Source organism: Blautia sp. BIOML-A1 (genome assembly GCF_009883055.1).
Lineage (GTDB): Bacteria > Bacillota > Clostridia > Lachnospirales > Lachnospiraceae > Blautia_A.
On the sequence record NZ_WWVR01000045.1, the window covers coordinates 1 to 18,842 of the forward strand.

20 protein-coding genes and 2 pseudogenes are annotated in these 18,842 nt (G+C 39.4%); 10 read left to right on the forward strand and 12 right to left on the reverse strand.

The window, feature by feature from the left end; translation table 11 throughout:
• Window positions 1-221 precede the first annotated feature (221 nt).
• The 7 genes and pseudogenes from GT674_RS15000 to GT674_RS15030 form a co-directional block, all read right to left on the reverse strand.
• Complete coding sequence (locus GT674_RS15000) at window positions 222-1,355, reverse strand: thioesterase domain-containing protein (protein ID WP_161286442.1); 1,134 nt, start codon at window positions 1,353-1,355, stop codon at window positions 222-224.
• A gap of 38 nt (window positions 1,356-1,393) precedes the next feature.
• The gene (locus GT674_RS15005) at window positions 1,394-1,600 is read right to left on the reverse strand and encodes a hypothetical protein (protein WP_161286443.1); all 207 of its coding nucleotides are present in this window, start codon (window positions 1,598-1,600) and stop codon (window positions 1,394-1,396) included.
• Between the two features lie 27 nt (window positions 1,601-1,627).
• Window positions 1,628-4,387, reverse strand: coding sequence for a YodL domain-containing protein (locus tag GT674_RS15010; RefSeq protein ID WP_161286444.1), 2,760 nt, complete (start codon window positions 4,385-4,387; stop codon window positions 1,628-1,630).
• Between the two features lie 81 nt (window positions 4,388-4,468).
• Window positions 4,469-8,224: pseudogene (locus GT674_RS15015) on the reverse strand (DEAD/DEAH box helicase family protein); the annotation flags it as partial.
• A complete protein-coding gene (locus GT674_RS15020) occupies window positions 8,179-8,559 on the reverse strand; it encodes a ParA family protein (protein WP_243149151.1) in 381 nt (126 codons plus the stop codon). The gene GT674_RS15020 and the pseudogene GT674_RS15015, both read right to left, overlap by 46 nt.
• A gap of 258 nt (window positions 8,560-8,817) precedes the next feature.
• Complete coding sequence (locus GT674_RS15025; RefSeq protein WP_192926051.1) at window positions 8,818-9,888, reverse strand: integrase DNA-binding domain-containing protein; 1,071 nt, start codon at window positions 9,886-9,888, stop codon at window positions 8,818-8,820.
• A 78-nt stretch (window positions 9,889-9,966) separates the two neighbouring features.
• A complete protein-coding gene (locus GT674_RS15030; RefSeq protein WP_161286445.1) occupies window positions 9,967-10,173 on the reverse strand; it encodes an excisionase in 207 nt (68 codons plus the stop codon).
• Window positions 10,174-10,395: 222 nt separating this feature from the next.
• Here GT674_RS15030 and GT674_RS15035 point away from each other — a divergent pair, with 222 nt between their 5' ends.
• Window positions 10,396-10,602, forward strand: coding sequence for a type II toxin-antitoxin system HicB family antitoxin (locus GT674_RS15035; protein WP_192926052.1), 207 nt, complete (start codon window positions 10,396-10,398; stop codon window positions 10,600-10,602).
• Between the two features lie 44 nt (window positions 10,603-10,646).
• On the opposite strand, the gene GT674_RS15040 is transcribed toward GT674_RS15035, so the two are convergent.
• From GT674_RS15040 to GT674_RS15050, 4 genes are all read right to left on the reverse strand, one after another.
• On the reverse strand, window positions 10,647-10,874 hold the full coding sequence (locus GT674_RS15040; RefSeq protein WP_161286447.1) for a hypothetical protein: 228 nt from the start codon (window positions 10,872-10,874) through the stop codon (window positions 10,647-10,649).
• A gap of 3 nt (window positions 10,875-10,877) precedes the next feature.
• Window positions 10,878-11,093, reverse strand: a complete 216-nt coding sequence (locus tag GT674_RS15045) for a type II toxin-antitoxin system HicB family antitoxin (RefSeq protein ID WP_161286448.1) — start codon at window positions 11,091-11,093, stop codon at window positions 10,878-10,880.
• Complete coding sequence (locus GT674_RS18290; RefSeq protein ID WP_412456051.1) at window positions 11,090-11,209, reverse strand: helix-turn-helix domain-containing protein; 120 nt, start codon at window positions 11,207-11,209, stop codon at window positions 11,090-11,092. Before GT674_RS18290 ends, GT674_RS15045 begins: the two co-directional genes overlap by 4 nt.
• Before the next feature lie 625 nt (window positions 11,210-11,834).
• Entirely contained in the window at window positions 11,835-12,086 is a 252-nt protein-coding gene (locus GT674_RS15050) for a hypothetical protein (RefSeq protein WP_161286449.1), read from the reverse strand.
• A 1,041-nt stretch (window positions 12,087-13,127) separates the two neighbouring features.
• Between GT674_RS15050 and GT674_RS15055 the strand changes: the two genes are divergently transcribed.
• From GT674_RS15055 to GT674_RS15075, 5 genes are read left to right on the forward strand one after another with little or no spacing between them, the layout of a single operon-like run.
• Entirely contained in the window at window positions 13,128-13,442 is a 315-nt protein-coding gene (locus GT674_RS15055; RefSeq protein ID WP_161286450.1) for a hypothetical protein, read from the forward strand.
• A complete protein-coding gene (locus GT674_RS15060) occupies window positions 13,432-14,337 on the forward strand; it encodes a hypothetical protein (protein WP_161286451.1) in 906 nt (301 codons plus the stop codon). Before GT674_RS15055 ends, GT674_RS15060 begins: the two co-directional genes overlap by 11 nt.
• The gene (locus GT674_RS15065) at window positions 14,315-14,767 is read left to right on the forward strand and encodes a hypothetical protein (RefSeq protein ID WP_161286452.1); all 453 of its coding nucleotides are present in this window, start codon (window positions 14,315-14,317) and stop codon (window positions 14,765-14,767) included. Before GT674_RS15060 ends, GT674_RS15065 begins: the two co-directional genes overlap by 23 nt.
• The gene (locus GT674_RS15070) at window positions 14,760-15,002 is read left to right on the forward strand and encodes a hypothetical protein (protein WP_118197171.1); all 243 of its coding nucleotides are present in this window, start codon (window positions 14,760-14,762) and stop codon (window positions 15,000-15,002) included. Before GT674_RS15065 ends, GT674_RS15070 begins: the two co-directional genes overlap by 8 nt.
• On the forward strand, window positions 14,995-15,324 hold the full coding sequence (locus tag GT674_RS15075; RefSeq protein ID WP_118197170.1) for a hypothetical protein: 330 nt from the start codon (window positions 14,995-14,997) through the stop codon (window positions 15,322-15,324). The genes GT674_RS15070 and GT674_RS15075 overlap by 8 nt, the downstream gene beginning before the upstream one ends.
• 814 nt (window positions 15,325-16,138) lie before the next feature.
• On the opposite strand, the gene GT674_RS15080 is transcribed toward GT674_RS15075, so the two are convergent.
• The gene (locus GT674_RS15080; RefSeq protein WP_161286453.1) at window positions 16,139-16,405 is read right to left on the reverse strand and encodes a hypothetical protein; all 267 of its coding nucleotides are present in this window, start codon (window positions 16,403-16,405) and stop codon (window positions 16,139-16,141) included.
• Window positions 16,406-16,645: 240 nt separating this feature from the next.
• Here GT674_RS15080 and GT674_RS15085 point away from each other — a divergent pair.
• The 4 genes and pseudogenes from GT674_RS15085 to GT674_RS15095 form a co-directional block, all read left to right on the forward strand.
• Window positions 16,646-17,125 (forward strand): annotated as a pseudogene (locus GT674_RS15085) (type IIL restriction-modification enzyme MmeI); the annotation flags it as partial.
• 42 nt (window positions 17,126-17,167) lie between these two features.
• Complete coding sequence (locus GT674_RS18295) at window positions 17,168-17,398, forward strand: type IIL restriction-modification enzyme MmeI (RefSeq protein ID WP_442859861.1); 231 nt, start codon at window positions 17,168-17,170, stop codon at window positions 17,396-17,398.
• Window positions 17,350-17,712 carry a type IIL restriction-modification enzyme MmeI gene (locus tag GT674_RS15090; RefSeq protein ID WP_330585613.1) on the forward strand — a complete coding sequence of 121 codons (363 nt, stop codon included), beginning with the start codon at window positions 17,350-17,352 and terminating at the stop codon, window positions 17,710-17,712. Before GT674_RS18295 ends, GT674_RS15090 begins: the two co-directional genes overlap by 49 nt.
• A gap of 17 nt (window positions 17,713-17,729) precedes the next feature.
• Window positions 17,730-18,527 carry a hypothetical protein gene (locus GT674_RS15095; protein WP_161286456.1) on the forward strand — a complete coding sequence of 266 codons (798 nt, stop codon included), beginning with the start codon at window positions 17,730-17,732 and terminating at the stop codon, window positions 18,525-18,527.
• Window positions 18,528-18,842: the final 315 nt, after the last annotated feature.

The following is an 18,842-nucleotide window of genomic DNA, read 5'->3' on the forward strand; positions in this document are numbered from 1 at the left end:
TTCCACTGCTTTTTGATTTAGAGAAAGAAAAACTGCGCCACAGCCTTGGCAGGCCATCGCGCAGCGATTTTGTTCAATTCCAATTTAATCTCTTTCCTCAATGACTCAAAACCTGGCCATCTTGGTGTGTTTTCACCAAATTCATGTGACAAATCAATCCATTTCATCTGCTTCAGCTCATTCAATAAACTCAACAACTCCATTTTCATCTCCCTTAATTATTAATCTTGAAAACATTTTGATATCTTCTTACAAAGAGTACATGCGTTTTCCTTATTTTCCGTGCAGGTTATGTGATTACCCTTTATCATTTCTACGCTCATATCGTCCAAACAAGTATTTTTCCAAAATGCCAAAGTTTCTTCGTCATTATCTGGAATAAAACTAGTTGATTCCTCTGCTAATAAAAAACGTATATTTCCTGCATAAACTTCAGGCACAAACTGAGCCGCCTTAAAACTTTGTTTATACGCCGCAAATAAATCAATACACATATCTACAGGGAACTGGTTTTCTGCTTTTTCTAAAGCCATTTTCGAATATAATTCAAATCTTTGTCGTTTTTCCATACAATCTAATTTAAGCAGTATTTTTTTCAGATTTATATATTCATCAGGTAAGTACTGTATGGATCTCGATGGGATTTCTTTTTTAAATTCATTATATAAATATAGAACTGCTTTATATAATTCCTCATTGCTTATTTCTCCCAAACCCAGTTGTGATATTTCAATACCCAAACTTGGTAAAAACGTGATTTCCATTAACAATTCATCTTCTAACTGATATTGAATCGGGTGACTGTCGATTAAAACAAGGTCAAATATTTCTAACCCCCTTTCCATTAATCTTCTAGCTATTTCTACTGCAATAAGTCCACTTATACAATATCCAATAATTTGTATTTTTTTCTTGTTTAATCCAATAATTAAATTCACATATTCATCGGCTAGAATTTCAATCAAATTATCTGGATTCATTTCGCAATACCGTTTGCTATTCTTTATCGCTATTCCGGCAATCGTTCCTTTATTATCTAGTCTCATATATTCTATCAAGTATCGGAAACAATTCATTGTTCCAAATCCTGCATGCAATAATACCTGCAAAGTATCATTTTTATTCTCATGAAAAATATTAATTGTTCCGATTCCATCATTCTTTATATTTTGAACCAATTTTTTATCTGGCATACTATAATTTTCAATATACTGATAAAGGGATAGAACATCAGGATGGTTTAATAATTGGCGAAGTAACACATCAAAAGGTATTTCATTTTTCGTATAATTATTTCTTATCTTACTTGTTATAAAATTTTTATATTTTCCAGTATGCTGGATCGGAGTTATCATTCAACTTTCCTTCTGCTACCGATTATAAAAACATATTTTTACGAATAAATATTCAGCAGTTCTTCCGGAGAAAGCAGTGTAATCCAAAAGGAAAGAAAATCCTTTTTATTCCTTGTCACAATCGCATCACACTGATTCGCCTTCGTACAAGTTGCAAGTAGGCAGTCTCCAAAATCAGATACTCTCTGCAAATAAGCAGACAGCACATCTTCGTTCGTCACTGCCAGCACTTTTGCTATGTCCAAAACGGAGCCAAGTGCCTTTCTATAAATTTATACCGTTCTTACATCCCGATCAGCTCCTCTCTCCGGCTCATCTTTTCCCTGCTTTTCTTGGATTTTTCTCTTATTGATTTCCAGTCGTTCATGAATAGATGGCTTCTTTGCCTTCGTAGTTGCTTTATTCTTTTCTGTTTGCATACTCGAAACTACCTTTTTCACAGCTTTGTCATTATCCCCTTTTGTCACATTCGCTGCTCTTGACGCTTCTACTCTGCTGTCCTGCTTTTCTGCAACCAGCCGTTCCTGCTTTTCCTGCACACTTTTTTCTTCCAGACTGCAAAAGCTCTGCAAATATGGCAGCACATGGTTCTGCATATCGGTCAGATCTTCCATACACTTCTGAAACTCTTCATTTCCCTTGTTTTTCAGATAACCAATCCAGCTTTCATCCGTAAGTTTCAGTTCATTTTGGAGTTTCAGCTGACTTAAAATACCGCCATTTCCTGTTCCAATATCTATTTTCCCTTTGAAATGTTGCAGCATTTTATCGCCTTTTTCCGCATAATATATAGTAAAAAACATCTGGGCTGTTACCATCGGCTCATCCGTCCTCGGATTACGGTCTGCGTACCATTCCTTATCCTTCTGTGCAGTACGGGAATCCAGATCTGAGAGCTTCTGACAGCGTGGTTCCATCAGCTCCCGCTTTTCACAGTAATTCACATACACCATCGGCTCTGTTTCTTTGGATATATCTGGTTCGTAGGATTTCAGCCGTTCCAGCAAAACACCTGCCCACACGGACTGCTCACAGTCTTCTTCAATCACATCCTTCAGAAAGGAAATATAAGAACCAACATTTCCACTTTGCAGATCCAGCATGACTTCCTGTAAGGTATCCTGCCCCGGTTCTACATGATCCCGGTAATCATACGGATCAAAAGCTTCTGCAATCTCATCCAGTGCCTCTGCCAGCTGTTCTGTGGTCATCTTCTCTGGATACATTGCTTCTCGAACATCTTGCATCGGAACGTACTTATAGTCCGGCAATGCTTCATGAATTTTCTCAATCCCTTCCCGTACCAGTGCAAGTTCCCCATAAAATCGAACATCGTCCATTAGATTTCCAAATACGGTATTTCCTTTAACAATTGCAAATTCAGCTTCATCATAGTAACTATCTTCCGGATCACGATAAATAATTCCCATTGAGCATCCAAGATACGCAGTTTCTGGATTTTCCCTATATTTTTCATAGACCGCAGCTATCTGATTAACATCGGTACTTTTTTCATAAGCCCCCATATCGTGAAACTCATCGCATTCTGTGGCGAAATACTCCAGATACGGTTCTTTCTTCGGTGGCATATTGTTGAGGACGTTATCAATCATGTTGTAATTTGCTTCTTCCAGTTCCTCCACCTTTGCCAGTGGCTTATATTCGCCCTGGCTTTTCTGAATCTCTGCCATTACAACCTCATCCATTTCTTCTACTTTCTCCATCAACTGATCATAATCTCCACGGATGCGTTCTCCAGTCCAGCCTTCGTCTTCCAAAAGTTCCGCCGCCGCTTCTTCAATAGAAATTTCATCATTCTCATAAACGCCACCATCCATCAATCGGAAATCTTCATCGTAAAAAGAATAATCGTATCCTTCTTCTGTTCTCTGAATAGCAAAATACCGTTCTCCTACCTCATATGCCAGTTCATTAAGAACCTGTTCTTCCAGATTCAGGAAAGAATCCAGCTGTTCAAAACTGATACTGTCTACAAAATGGGCAGTTACCTTTTCCCCGTCATTCAGAACTACGATATCACTGACAGACAGGGAGTGACCACGGAAGTCTTCCGGTCTGTCAATGTTGAACCTTTCAAAAATATCATCCAGTGACATATTTCCTGATAATTCACCAACATAGACCAGCTTATAATCTTCTTTTTTTATCTGCATACCATGACTTTCAATAAAGCTCATATTCATGAAAGCATAGTTTTCGCCCGGTGAATCATCCCGGATCTGATAAATACCAAATGTCCTTCTTGTTCCTAACAACAGGTTTGCTTCTTTCAATGACTGAATCTGTGGATACTTCTGCATTTCCCATTCCAGCTTACGGAAACGCTCCAGTTCTGTCATAGACATCTGATAATGCTCTGGTCCTCGTTCAATTTCCATGCGTTCCGTGACATACATCGGTGATGAAAAACTAGTGATCAGATAGATATCTGCTCCGGCATCGTATAATTTCAGTGCTTCTTCCTGCTCAATGACACTCATAGGCTCCTGAAATGCTCCTAAATTTTCTTCTGCATAATCCAGGTTGTTATCCTTTATCCGTTCCCACATCTGCGATTCCATTCCAAACAAACCATCGTATGCCTGTATCATTTCTTTACTCGCATATTCACCTTTACTGTCATCACTACCAAGGCAATAAATTTTAGAACCCATTCTGTGATAATCAAGAGCTGCTTCTTTTCTAAGCGGTACCATATCTTCTGCTGTATATCCATAGTCACGTAATTCTAGCTTACCTATGGTTGGATCCGGCAGTTCCTGAATATCCATTCTTGCGTCATCCAGCAAATCCTCTACACCTTCTTGATCTGCCTGACTCACTGCATCTGCCAGATTTCTTACCAAAGTTCTAACTTTCTCTTCCTCGCCGATCAGATTCGCATATTCAAAAATCTGTTCTTTTACATCTGTTGAAAATTCTACGCCTCTACGCTCTGCCTGATTGATCCGTTCCTGCGTATATTCCTGCATTTTCTGTGTTTCTCTACCTGTTATCATACTTCTTGCCATATAAGTTCCTCCCGTATTCTGAAAGAAGGCATAACCCACAGAACATTCTTTCTGCCAGATTATGCCATCTTCCTTGTTTTCTTATTCCAGACCGAAGTCCCGTTTTCTATTTTCCTTGCCAGTTTCACTTTCCCGCTGACTCTTTTCTTTATAAATCTGCAGCTTCTCATGGATAGAACCTCGTGCCGGTCTTTCTTCTTTCTCTTTTGATTCCGACTGCTCTGTTTCTGTATCTTCCCGTTCATCCATATTGAGAAGTGCATTTAATTCTGACAGCCGCTCCAGTTTTTGGCTCAGTTCCTCTTCTTTTGGAAATGGCTTCCCGACTTCCTCTTTGGCATTTGTCATCTGCTCCTGAACCGTTTCCAGCCGTTGTTCTGCTTCTGCCAGTTTCTCCGGATAGCTTTCCAAAAGGTTGTTGATACGAGTGATATTTCCTAGAGCATCGGCTCCCAACCGAACTTTAGCTACCGATTCATGCTTTACAGACAGGATAAACTCTTTGCTCCAGCTGTCGAATTGGATTCTCATGTTGAATCCCTGATAGCTTCCAATGTCCATAGCTGCATCTACAGACTTAATGTCTTTGCAGACCGCCAGAAGTGCCGTACCTGCCTCTTTCTTTTCTGTGAACACTTTGCCACTGATTTCCATAGAAAACTGCTCTGGATCTGTGATTTTATGCTCAGAAAAATGAGCGATGTCTGCCTTGTAGCTGTCAATGATCTCCATCAGTTTTGCAATCTGTTGCGGAAAATTCCTTGCAATGTCATCTTCCAAACGGTACTGATTATTCATGTGGTTGGCTTTTAAAAGTTTCAACTTTGCCACGTCCACATCCAATGCCATCTTCTCTTTTACTGCCGGATTTCCGGTTGCAAGTGCTTTGACCTCTGCATAAGACAGCGCCGCTTCGTCCACATCTTCACAACTTCTGACCGGTGCTTTGCTCGTCATAATCTGGGAGATGAATTTCTGCTTGTTCTCGATTAACTGCCACATATAACTGTCGAATGTGGATTCTGTTACATACCGGAAGATATGAACCTTTTTATTATGGTTTCCCTGACGGATAATACGTCCTTCCCTCTGTTCCAAGTCAGATGGTTTCCAACCAATATCCAGATGATGCAGGGCAATCAAACGATCCTGCACATTGGTTCCTGCACCCATCTTTGCTGTTGAGCCAATCAAAAAACGAACCTGCCCGGATTTCACTTTTCCAAACAGCTCCGTCTTCTTTGCTTCTGTATTTGCATCATGAATAAAAGCAATCTCTTTTTCCGGTACACCTTTCTCCATCAGTTTCTGCTTCAAGTCATCATAAACATTGAAACTGCCATCACCTTTTGGTGTGCTCAAATCACAGAAAATCAACTGTGCGGATTTCTGTGCTGCTGTGTCTTTCCATATTTCATAGCTTTTCTCTGCACAAACTGATATTTTACTTTCTGGATTATCTGGCAATAATTCATTCACCAAACGCTGATCCAATGCTAACTTCCTTCCGTCATTGGTGATTTTTAGCATATTATCGACCGAGGCATCTACCCCGCCGTTTCTGACAACTTCTGCACGTTCTCCCAGACTTTCTACGATTTTTTTCTGTTGTTCCGTTGGTTTCAGCACCACTGTTTCATATTCCGCTTCCGGCACAGGAAGCTTTAACTGATCGGAAGTCTTGATATCTGCAATCTCCTTGAACATATTCATCAGTTCCGGAATATTATAAAACCGTGCGAATCTGGACTTTGCACGATAACCTGTTCCTTCCGGTGCAAGTTCGATACTCGTGACAACTTCTCCAAAAGTGGAAGCCCAAGAATCAAACAATCCAAGTCCCATATTTTGTAATTTGCTGTTCTGCAGATACCGCTGCATAACATATAATTCCGTCATGCTGTTGCTGATTGGTGTGCCTGTAGCAAAGGTAATGCCTTTCCCTCCGGTAATCTCATCCAGATACTGACATTTATTGAACATATCTGCGGATTTCTGTGCTTCATTCTGTGCAATCCCGGCTACATTTCTCATTTTTGTATAGAGAAACGCATTTTTATAGCTGTGTGCTTCATCTACATACAAATGATCCACGCCCAGTTCTTCAAACGTAACTACCTGATCTTTTTTCTCCTTCTGATTCAGTTTTTCCAATCTTGTCTGCAATGTTTTTCTGGTCTTTTCAATCTGTTTGACGGTATAACGCCCGCCGTCCTGTTCATACCTTGCACTCTGGATTGCCATTTCCAGATCATCAATCTGCTTCCGTAACATGGCTTCCTGCCGCTCATCAGAGATTGGAATACGCTCAAACTGAGAATGACCGATAATAATAGCATCGTAATTTCCCATAGCGATTCTGGCACAGAACTTTTTCCGGTTTGCCGGTTCAAAATCTTTCTTGGTTGCTACTAGGATATTGGCTCCCGGATATAACTGTAGGAATTCTGCACCCCACTGCTCCGTCAAATGGTTCGGCACGACAAAGAGATTCTTCTGTGATAATCCCAGTCTTTTACTTTCCATTGCAGCTGCTACCATTTCGTAGGTCTTCCCTGCTCCTACTACATGAGCAAGAAGTACATTCTCTCCGTAAAGCTGATGTGCAACTGCATTTTTCTGGTGCGGACGAAGTTCTATTTCCGGATTCATTCCTGGGAAAGTCAAATGACTGCCATCATATTCACGGGGACGGATGCTATTAAATCGTTCATTGTACACCTTTACCAGTCGTTCACGTCTCTGCTGGTCTTTAAAAATCCAGTCCTTAAATGCTGCTTTCATGGCATCCTGCTTCTGTGATGCCAGCATGGTTTCTTTCTTATTAAGGACACGGATCTCATCACCATTTTCATTGACACTCTTATCATAGATGCGTACATCTTTCAGGTTCAGGGTATCTTCCAGAATCTTATAGGCATTTGCTCTCTCAGTTCCATACGTTGCATAGGCAAACGCATTTTGGGGACTGTCGGCATTCTTTCCTGTAATCCTCCACTCACCATTTACCTCAGAGAATTTCACCTGTATTTCTTTCTGAAGCAGATACCATGGTGTATGCAATGTTTCTTGCATAAAATCCTGATAATCCGAAGGTTCAATCCAGGTAGCTCCAATACGCACTTCAATCTCCGATGCTTCCAGATCTCTCGGCTGAACTGCCTCTAGTGCACGCACATTCGATGTGAATTCCGGATGATTCTCTGCAAAAGTTCTCGCAGTATTTAATTTATCCCTAACATTTCCGGAGAGATATTCATCTCCGCTTTCCCACTGGTCTGTCAGTGGATTTTTGAAGATAACTCCAACCAGCTCTTCTGTAATTTTCTCTTCGGTCTTTCCGGTCAGCTGTGCCATATATGGGAGATCTACTTTAGCCCTTTCATTTAAAGACAGAGCAAGTGCTTCTGTGGCTGTCTCCACACTTGTCACAGCAACCGCCTTTTTGATGGTTCGTTTGGTGAACATGTCCGCTTTCCGCTTCAATGTTCCATCTTCATTCAAGTCTTCCAGGGAACACAGCAGACAATAAGAAGAGTCATCAGAAAATGCCCGTTTATTAGCATTACTTCCAATAACTCCATACTTTGCTGTGTAGGTATCATACACCTGATTCAGTTTTTCCTGCTGTTTCTGGATTTCTTCATCTGTGACGTTTTCCTCCATCTGCAAAGCGATCAGCTCTCGGACAGTATCACGGATTGCAACCATCCCTTTTACACGTTCTGCAGTAGCGGCAGGCATTTTCACCTGATTCATCAAAGAGTTGACACGGTAATATACCTGATCATCTACCACCGTATAACTGTAATTTCGCACATTTGGATCTGTTTCAATACATATTCCCTGCTCATTGCATTTACCAACTGTACTTCCGTACCTGCCAGTCCAATGTTAGAACAGATAATGTCTATTCCCTCTGCTTGATGTCTGATATAACAGTCTGAAGGAATATCTTCATCTTTCATTACTGCATCCATAAGAGCTGTAAGTGTTTCATTACTGTCATCACAATCACGATATCCAAATCCTGCGGATACATCAGACTGTGGATCGGCATCTACAATCAACACTTTCATATTCTTTTGTGCTAATCCTACTGCTAAATTAGCAGTACATGCGGATTTTCCCGTTCCCCCTTTTTGGTTTACAATAGAAATAATTCTAGCCATTTTTCATCACCTTTCATCATCGTCAATCAAAAAGAGGACTGAATTAGACAACCGGAATCTATATTCCGTGCGAGCTAATTCAGTCCTATAATTACAATAATTCTGTTGTTTTTACTCTTGTCTTACACAAATCCATTTCCAGTCTGGATCTGTAATAATTCATATTCTGGAATGACAGCGCTGCCTTATTTTTCCCTTTTTCAGGGAGTTAAAGATAAGGACTAAATTAGTGCAACCCCTTGTATTTACTGGAGTTTTCTAACTTGTCCCTATTATAACTCGACCATGAGGCGTGATCTTTGGAAGCTGCGTTTTATAGATACTGTTATATTTATCGACAGCGTGTTGAAAATACTTCTCCCAGTGCAATGCCACCAACGGCATTTTGTTTTTATCCAAAAACAGGAATCCTCTGTAGCCATCGATAACCGGCTCAACCTTGTATTTTTTACGCTGCTCCAAAATAATTTTGAAGCATTCATAAACTTCAGACGTCATCGGAATCTGCCTGGTTCCAGCATTAGTCTTGGTGCTTTCTATTCCGTATTTCATATCGGACCATCTCATAAGCTGATGATCGATGTTAATTTTGCGTTCCTTCATATCCAGATTTTTTATTGTCAATCCGCAAAATTCTGAAATTCTCATACCAGTATGGAACAAGATATAAAACGCTTCATAGTACCGGCTAAAGTGTTTGTCTTCCTTTACAAAATTCAAGAATTTTCTCATTTGATCCAGCGTAATTGCCTCTCTTGTTACAGAATCATTTACCAACACCAATGATACCTGGAACTCAAACGGATTTCTTAAAATCAGATCATCTTCAAGTGCCATCTGGAAGGCAGGTCTTAATACACCTCGTATAGTGTGGATTGTACTGTAACTCTTACCATCTTCCTGCTGCAATTTGATGAGAAATAATTTCGCATCAGATACCTTTACTTTGCTAATTTCCATCTGTGCAAGCTTCTCTTTTTTCAAGACATTTAACACTGTCTGATGTCCTGCTTTTGTAGTCTTTTTTACACTCAAATCCTTTATTGCAAGGTATCTTTCCACCAGTTCAAGAACTGTCATTTTTTCAGGATTAACACCCTGTAAGTTTTGTAACTGCAGTTCTTTTTCCTGTTCCCGTAATGCTACACATTCTCTTTTTCCTGCCGGCAACCGGTCATTCTTTTCAAGTTTCCAAGAGTAGAAACTTTTCTTTTTTCCGTTCTCATAATAACTGTAACGATAGCGACCGTCTGGTGTCTGACTCTCTCGATCACGCAAGATACGTCCTTTACTATCCTTACGTTTTATGCTAATATTATTTTTAGACATACGTTTTACCCTCATATGAAATAAGGGCATTGAGTACGTTATTAATTTTATCATACTCAATGCCTTTTGTCATCACGCTCAAATCGAATTCACTTCATTCAGCCACTCGGTAAATTTTTCCCGCTTGAATAACAACTTAACACCGTTATATATCACAATCCCGGTATCGCGATTTTCATCTGCGATCTGCTGCAATTTTCTTTCGCCGATCCCGAAATACTGAGCGGCCTCTGAGAGCGTAAGCGCGTATTTTTTCCACAGAGGAACTTCGTTTGCTATAATCATATTAATACCTCCAATCTTCTTATTTCGGTATTAATATGTTATTTTTTCCATAAAACAGCAAAAAATCAGGTGATATCTTGTAATCTATCCATTTCTTTCACATTTTATCTATTTTTCTTCTGTTTCTGATTATTTACTCAACAAATAATAATCCCTTCTATTTTCAATTCTAATTTTTATGCTATACTGTTTATAGCTTAATTTATTCAAAGGGGGATTTTGATGAATTATTGTATAGTAATGAAATATTCAGCGAAAGAAAATTGTTATATTGTGACCGTTCCAGATCTGCCGGGTTGTATGGCGGACGGGAAAAGTCCAAATGAGGCATACGAAAATGTAAAAAATGTGATTACAGAATGGATAGAAATGGCAAAGACAGCAGGGAGGGAGGTACCGGAACCATCTTTTGGACAGGAGAATTTTTAAGGGACAGCTTTTTAAGAGCCGTCCCTTTTTATATTTCTTCTATATTAAAAGAAAATGAAATCAACTATTCTTCTGAATAGAGATTGGTTTTGTTCCGTTGTTACCTGCTGCTGAAATTCGTCCTGTTGCTGTCGCATGCTGTCGAACTGTTGTTGCTGAAATTGGTCTTGTTGCTGCTGGAATAAATCCTGTTGCATCATATCCTGCTGCTGATACATGAAATCATTATTAAAATCATCGAAACCGCTATTAAAACCGAAATCATCAAACATTTCTCATACCTCCACCTTATCAATATCTGTTGGTTCCGGGATCCGGATACCTTCCTCGATTGCTGCAGTTATCCAGGCCTGTTTCGCATCCTTAATCATCGCCGGAATATCCTCCCATCGTTGGCAGCAGGTGATACATCCAGGTAAATCTGGGATAGATACAGTATAGCCGCCCTCGATTGGATCCTCTGTGATTAATATAGGATATTTTACGCTCATACTCCTATGCCTCCATTTTTGTACTGGTGGGCCAGCCTGTAAAATGTAGTCCTGCTCAGTCCAGTCAGTCCCATTGCTGCCGCTGCGGTAATCTCTCCACGTGTCCATCTACCCATAACCTCATTATAGTTATCCGGTAATTGTACTTGTGGTCTGCCATAGTCCCGCCAGGCTGGCTTGTCCCGGATCCGATCAACGCCCTGGGTTTGACGTTTTTGCGTGCGCTGTATTTCGTGGTCAATAACATAATCGAGGGTATTAATGACAGCGTCCAGGATCATTGTTGATATTTCCGGATTGCCCAGATAATCGATTGTGGTTGTTGGGATATCCAGGATTTTTACACGGATACCATGATTCCTGTAATATTCTAATTCCTGGCGTGCGCTTCTTTTTCCGCCAAGAGCCTCCAGATCATAAATGACCAGAATGTCTCCCGGTTTTAACAGGTGATTTTTGAGATGCTGGTATTGCTCCCGTTCCGGTATCTTGCCGTGATACCTCTCAACAATTGTGTTGTCGTCAGTTGCTCCTACCGCCTGCAGCTTTTTGCGATGAGTGGCGGTTCTGTACGTAGATATGTAATAGTAGGTTTTGCTTACATGTTCTATGGATCCTCCTAATTGTTAATTTTCTTAATATCAGACGCGTCCAAGATGTTGCCGTATGTAGTAGGATTTGTCCGGCCACCGATCATAAATGGTGGACTTTTTGGAATATTATTGCTGAGTATCGTTGTGATTAACAGAGCGGTATTTCTGCCAGCGTGCAATCAGGGTTGCTATCTGTTGAAATGCGGATAGTTCGCGGCGGTTCTTGCTGACTGATGGAGTTTCTACCTATTATACGGGACAAGGCCAGGTTAATCGTTCTATAGGCCTCTTCTGGCGTCAGTCCAACATAGTTTTTTAGTGAAAATTCTGTCTGCTGGAGGATTTCGTCAAGGTTCCTTTCTACAAGTTCTCCAAGATAATAAATCTGACTTTCTGGCATGGTGCGTGCTCCTTCCTTTTTTTTGAGGTTTGCCGGGGATCTCTGAGCCAATAATGATTTACCAGCTATTGATTGATTTAATAGCTTATAGTATTTATCAGCTCAAACATTGGTGGTCAATGCTAACGCATTCATCTTTGATAATAAAAGCCTTTGATAATTTTACAGGCTCTAAATCCTATGTTTCATCTCGTAAGTGATTTTTGATAATCTAACAGCTCAAGAGTAATTTAATAACCGTTGATCCTATTTAATGGTAACCGTACCCTATATATATTATAAGACTACGGTTACCACCTAGGAACTATTTGTACTATAAAATCAACAGTCCTTAATGAGCTCTTGAACCGTTAAATTTTCCTAAAAGTAGGACCGGTTAGAGACATATTTTTTAAGAGCCTGTAAATTTATATACGGTTTGTAGTATCGAAACTAAACGCTTTGCGTTGATCACGCTCTTTGAGTCAATAAATATTACTGGCTAGTAAATTAAATTAATGGCTGGTATATCTTACTCGCTTAGAGCTCCCCGGCAAATCTCATTTTTCATTTGTAAAGGTATTTTTCTGGAAAAACTTTGAAACCTCAGGCCGCTTTCTTGCAACCTGTATATAAAAAGAAGAATGATTTTTTCTTTTACAGATCTGATATCATTATTATAAGGCTGCTGTCCCAAAAAGTCTATTGACGTACCTCACAAATGCTATTGTGTATAACTCTCATCCAATTCATTTTAAAAACTGACAACATCATTCAAATTCCTATAAGAACAAACGCATACAATTTTTTATGCTCCAAAAGCATTTTCTTTATGAAATCTGCACAAGATTCTGTCGTCTTCTCTCACTTTTCCCCTTAAAAATCATTCGTCATTTTGCACAATTATATATTCAGATATCTGAATAAAAATTGAAGTATCCCAAAAAGCATTCCAAAAGTAAAAGTGATGAAAATACTATTTATCCACATAAACCCTATATTTTGCAAGCATTTCGTGCTACTATTTCCACATAAACTTATATAAAAGAGGTGTTGTGCAAAATGACGAATAAAGTTGATTTTAGCGAATGGAATCCAGACCGGCTTGAAACGGATGACGAGGATTTGATGAGGACAATTTATGCGTATTTCTGCAATAGCGGATACCCACACAGATTACAGGAAGCTATTGACACTACTATCCAGATTTTAGATTCAGGAGACAATACGTACCTGGAAATCGAGGCTCTTATCATGGAGCTTGCCGGTGCAGCCGATCTGTGGGGGGTTCAACAAGGATTCCGGGCAGCAGTTGAATTGTTATCCGGTAACACATTCAGAAAAATTTTTGACAAGGAGGAACCTGATGGGAAATGAGGAAAGAAACGAAACCATTAACGAGCTGTATGGGAGCGTCCAGGATACTCACAATTACGGAAAAACCTATTACTACCAGCAAGCCAAGGAAATAGCTGCTGTAACAGCTATTGCGATGATCCGCGACGGGGTGCCTCCTGTTGATATCAGGATATGTATTGATAACTGGTATGGCGTAGAAATCCCCGAACATGCAATGAAAATTTTAGCAGCAGAGGCAAAATCCGACGAGGAAGAAGAACAGCTTACCGGCAAGAGGAGAACAGATCTCTCACCATCCAGTCTCCATGATCGATGCTGCCGGATCCGCAAGGCCAAGCGCATGTGTGAATGTGGCGTGTCGCCGGATATCATTCACAGCGTTTACCCAGAGCTTTCTGAGGAAGAAATCGACAATATCTGTTCCAGTGTTGACAGTGACAATACCGGAACAGAGGTTGATAACCTGACACTTAGACAATTGCAAGAGGTAGTAGCTACTCCTCTCAAAACAACAGTAGAGCGCGTAGCGTATCTCCGCGGTCGCTGGGACAAGGCCAAGAAAGTCGTACAGGATCTATACTGTAATCACGGCGGAAATAGCCATCCTGTTTACGACTTTTTCCAAGACTCTGAAATCAAATATGAAGATATTATAAGCTGGAAGATGGAAGCCAAACAATATCTGGAGCAGAAAGCTATAGAAAAGCGCGCAAAAGAGACTGCGCTCCGCCTTTTACGCGCCGGCATGGATCCGTCTGCCACCCAAGCCAGCATCAAGGAATGGTTTTGTGTAGATTTGTCCGATTCCGCCTTTGAATACCTGGTAGGACAGGTAGAAATAGAGAAAAATTTTTCTAAAATCGCTGATGCGATAGAAGGGAGACCTGGAAATGTCAATCAAAAAAACGAATGAGTCTGTTGATAGTATAGACATTATGAGGATTTCTCAAGAACTAATCTTGAAAAATAGGACAGTATACAAACATCTTGCCGCTGATATCCCTGTTCAACAAATTCTTGATGAAATCATCCCAGGATTAATCAAATTATATAAAGATCACGTAGTTCAAATTGTTCAGTTCAAGAGTGACCTGGCATACATTAACCTGGCTGTCTTATTTGATGACTCCTATACATTAACCATGCATCAATCGAAAATCGGAAAAAGTCGTAAACTGATGCGTGCCATAAATGAGAAATACGGACCTGCTACTCTCACTATAATTAATTGCAGGTATTGTGACGTAAAAGATCCAGGAAAGAGCAGCACGCATCCCTATAAGGTCCGAAGCGGTGATGTAATCTGGACTCGCAAGGAAACGGAGGAAAACAACCATGAATGAAGATTTAAAACATTTAAAAGAGAAAAAGGATTTTGGATATGGAGATGCAATTCGAATCACCGGTGCGGCACTGGCCCTAATGCTACAGATTTATTATAAACGTATTGCTGAAGATACTGCCTATAACATGTTAAAAAATGATCTAGGATTTGATGATGATGCCATTGCATGGATCAGAGCGGATTTGGAAAAAATCCTGTCAAAAGCGGATTCCGAGGATAAAAAGAATGAGTGAAAAAACAAAAACTATTGCGGAATTAGCTGATTACGTCCGATCTGATCTGCCGGTACAGGAAATAATAGATAATTTTCAATATTTAATTCAAAAACTTGATTATACAAATCGAGTAGCTGCGATCACGAAGGCAATCGAACGACTCAACGATGGCTGCACGTACGACTACGTAGCGGCCGGTCTCAGAGAATGGTATGGAATAGATATATCCTCTCAAGAGCTGGCGCTGCTCTTATATGGAGCAGAAGGGCTTTTACCGCGTGAAATACGATATAAACGACAACTTGCAAAACAAGAGAAAAAAGCGAATCAAACCGAATAATCTCCTCACAGAAAGAGACCCACTCACCGGGTCTCTTTTTCCGTATCCTCCAAAATCGCCCCAAAACCCCTAATATCACCTCAAAACCTACCAATATCGCACCAAAACCATTTTCTTCCCGACATACATGTCGGGAACATCAGCTACCGCTACCCTAATTATATCACATACAGCATTTTTTATTACCACTTATGCCGTATGTGGCATTAATAACACTTCTTTATGCCCAATACGGCATTAACAACTTTCCTTTATGCCTTATACGGCATTAATAGTTCTTACTTATGCCCTATACGGCATTTTCACCGTTTAATTATGCCACATACGGCATAAAGCAACTCCTTCTAAAATATCGGTTATGCCGTATGCGGCATTAACACCCTTTGATTATGCCGTATTTGGCATTTTCTATTTTTTCTCAATATCTGTTCTGATATACCCCGTTTTAAAAAATCCATATTTTTCTAAAATAGATCTTCTTTGAATAGGAATTTGCACACCGGCCTTTTTCTAAAATAGCAATTTCAGGACGAGTGTTTTCAGATCTTTTTAAAATATCAACTTTTACGGAGAACCAGGATTTCTAAAAGTTGGCAGTAGGATTAATCAAAAATTACCTGGAAACCAAACAAACCATTCTATAAATCATATAAATATTGCTACTTTTTTAACTTTTATTGTTCTAAATTCCAACTTTTATAAAAAAATGTCAACTTTTTGTTCTAAAAAAACAAGTGATTTTACTAGAAGAGAACAACTTTTACTCCCCTAAAAGTTGACGTTTAAAAGTTGAAACAGAACCTGAAAACCGGTCCTACTGATTAATGAATTCTAATGTATCGGATGCACCAGCATAATATGCCAGTTGTTCTACGCGCTCGCTACGGGATCTCATACAGAAAATCAGATCGTCTATAATACTCCTGTCGTTATTTGTTAATTGCAAATTCTCATACCGCCATTGTAGTTCCTCTAAATCCCTGTTGTCCTGTGCTACCGCCTCAGTTTTGCCTATCTGTCGCATAGATTCCAGCCGGCGTTGTTCAAAAATGCCGCCAATGTTAATTTCAATCTCATCCATTTTGTAAAAAATCTCCCACATAATTATAATTATACTATACCTATGTACAGGATATTTTACAATTATTACCGTTCGCCATTTTTCGACACTTGAACGGTGTCTATTTTATTGTCGTCCGATGTCTAATATGCTATATTTGTATTAATATGGAAGGAGAAATTTATAAGCACTATAAATCATGCTGCAGCAGCCAAAAATTTTTATGAATATTGGATGGACAAATGATATGAAAAAGGCGAAAGTCAGCCGTTCTGGTTGTCGCTGCTACGACAGGTTTTTGGGATTGAAGAACCGGAAAAATATATAAAATTTGAGGAGCAGGTAAAATTAGATCATACGAACTTCATTGATGCATATATTCCACAGACAAGAGTATTGATAGAACAAAAAGGGCGAAAAAGAGGCCTTCGAAAACCTACCAGACAGGCAGACGGTTCTATCCTTACTCCATTTGAACAAGCTAAACGATACAGCATTGAATTACCATTTTCAAAACACCCGCGCTGGGTAGTAGCGTGCAACTTCAAAGAATTTCATATTTATGATATGGAAAAACCTGACGGTGAACCAATAATAGTCGAACTTAAAAACCTTTACAGAGATTATTATTTGTTACAATTCCTAGTAGAGGAACGTGAAGAACCATTAAAGCGCGAGGTTGATATTTCAATGGCTGCCGGCGATATCGTTGGCAGGCTTTACGATGCTCTTGCTAACTAGTATGATGATCCCACCTGCGAACATTCCCTGCGTAGCCTTAACATACTATGTGTACGATTTGTATTTTGTCTGTATGCAGAAGACGCTGGAGTATTTCCTCATCATGGACAGTTTAGAGATTATCTTTCTGGGTATAGTCCGCGTCATATGCGTAATGCTATAATAGATCTATTTCAAACGCTGGATACTGAAATAAAAAACAGAAGCTCCTACCTCCTGGATGAATTGAAAGATTTTCCGTATGTAAACGGCGGTCTGTTTGCGGACGAATGAAGAGCGATTACAGTTATTCGACACAGCTTGTATACAACACTTTTCCATGGCCATCTCCTACTGAAAAACAAAAAGCTCGTATAGAGCAGACCGCCCAGACAATTTTGGACGCAAGAGCGTTATATCCGGATTGCAGCCTAGCAGATCTTTACGATCCTGTAACGATGCCAGAGGAATTATCTAGGGCACACCGTTTGAATGATAAAGCTGTTATGGAGGCTTATGGAATTACGAAGGATGATCCGGCTTTTTTCTCTGAAGAGGCATGTGTAGCTGAGTTGATGAAAAAATATCAAGAATTGACATCTAAATAACCGCTAAGGAGGTTCCTATGAAACAGCTTGTCTTCCAGACCTTAGAAGAATCTGAAAAATATTGGTCTTCAGCACCTATCGAGGAAAAGAAAAAGATAATTCAGTTTAGTCATCAAAAAGATTCTCTTAATACAAATTATTCTATCTGGGGCGCGCCAACAGTTGAATTTTTAAGAATTCTTTTGTGTGATCTATATCAAATTCGTGATATATATTTAAGATACGATTCTCTGAATCAATTGGAAAAACATGGATTAGCACACATAATCATTTCCGCTACATCTGCCTATATTGAAGGTAAATATAAGCATATTTTATTAGCACATTATTCTGAAGATAACGTAAATAAAGTCGTATTTTTATCCATATCTTCAGATTGTTCTAAGGCGATGAATAGACTTCAGATTTTCTCTATGGACATCCTGAGGGTAGTTAAGAAGCTCGAAATTCCGGATTATATAAAAACGGATACTGATTTAAAGAATTGGCTACAAGCTGAATATAATACTAAAGAAATTCATCTCTTTAAAGGGGTATTTGAAAAATATGATCCAAATGTTATTGACTATTTTGGAAATTACATACACCCGAGAGTAAAGCGAATCATCAGCATGGCTGATACCTGGGATCAAATCAAATGCTACAGAAATTTGTTGGCTCACCCGCAGGAAAAGATTAATGAACGAGCTTTAAAAATGGCCTGCGAGACACTTCTTTCCGAGGAATTTATACGTAGAATAGAAGGGATTTCTCTCTGGCTGTTATCATTACCACCAGCACAGCAGCAAGAACTTGTAGACAGGCTAACTTCTTAAATCTTGTCAAAACATGAAGCTCATTATAATAATAAGAAACTGACTCGGATTTCTGGGTCTTTTCCTTTACTTCAAAACGCCTCCTTAAAAAAAATCAAAACTTTGAAAAGTTATCACCTTTTCTTACTGAACAACACTTTTATTTTTGATAAAATGTGTATCAAATACAAAAAGTCCATACCAAAACATACACGACTTTCTGTTAAGATAACTGTATAGTAATTATAAGGAGCATTCCTGTAATTCATTAAAAGCGCCAATTGAATAAAAAAGAACCTCAAGGTATGATTGAGTTGCATCTTGGCGGATGTAAGC

Coding starts and splice junctions, on each gene's coding strand:
- GT674_RS15000 (WP_161286442.1), bottom strand. CDS start 1,355: ATGATAACTCCGATCCAGCATACTGGAAAATATAAAAATTTTATAACA.
- GT674_RS15010 (WP_161286444.1), bottom strand. CDS start 4,387: ATGGCAAGAAGTATGATAACAGGTAGAGAAACACAGAAAATGCAGGAA.
- GT674_RS15020 (WP_243149151.1), bottom strand. CDS start 8,559: ATGGCTAGAATTATTTCTATTGTAAACCAAAAAGGGGGAACGGGAAAA.
- GT674_RS15025 (WP_192926051.1), bottom strand. CDS start 9,888: ATGTCTAAAAATAATATTAGCATAAAACGTAAGGATAGTAAAGGACGT.
- GT674_RS15030 (WP_161286445.1), bottom strand. CDS start 10,173: ATGATTATAGCAAACGAAGTTCCTCTGTGGAAAAAATACGCGCTTACG.
- GT674_RS15035 (WP_192926052.1), top strand. CDS start 10,396: ATGAATTATTGTATAGTAATGAAATATTCAGCGAAAGAAAATTGTTAT.
- GT674_RS15040 (WP_161286447.1), bottom strand. CDS start 10,874: ATGTTTGATGATTTCGGTTTTAATAGCGGTTTCGATGATTTTAATAAT.
- GT674_RS15045 (WP_161286448.1), bottom strand. CDS start 11,093: ATGAGCGTAAAATATCCTATATTAATCACAGAGGATCCAATCGAGGGC.
- GT674_RS18290 (WP_412456051.1), bottom strand. CDS start 11,209: ATGGGTAGATGGACACGTGGAGAGATTACCGCAGCGGCAGCAATGGGA.
- GT674_RS15050 (WP_161286449.1), bottom strand. CDS start 12,086: ATGCCAGAAAGTCAGATTTATTATCTTGGAGAACTTGTAGAAAGGAAC.
- GT674_RS15055 (WP_161286450.1), top strand. CDS start 13,128: ATGACGAATAAAGTTGATTTTAGCGAATGGAATCCAGACCGGCTTGAA.
- GT674_RS15060 (WP_161286451.1), top strand. CDS start 13,432: ATGGGAAATGAGGAAAGAAACGAAACCATTAACGAGCTGTATGGGAGC.
- GT674_RS15065 (WP_161286452.1), top strand. CDS start 14,315: ATGTCAATCAAAAAAACGAATGAGTCTGTTGATAGTATAGACATTATG.
- GT674_RS15070 (WP_118197171.1), top strand. CDS start 14,760: ATGAATGAAGATTTAAAACATTTAAAAGAGAAAAAGGATTTTGGATAT.
- GT674_RS15075 (WP_118197170.1), top strand. CDS start 14,995: ATGAGTGAAAAAACAAAAACTATTGCGGAATTAGCTGATTACGTCCGA.
- GT674_RS15080 (WP_161286453.1), bottom strand. CDS start 16,405: ATGGATGAGATTGAAATTAACATTGGCGGCATTTTTGAACAACGCCGG.
- GT674_RS15095 (WP_161286456.1), top strand. CDS start 17,730: ATGAAACAGCTTGTCTTCCAGACCTTAGAAGAATCTGAAAAATATTGG.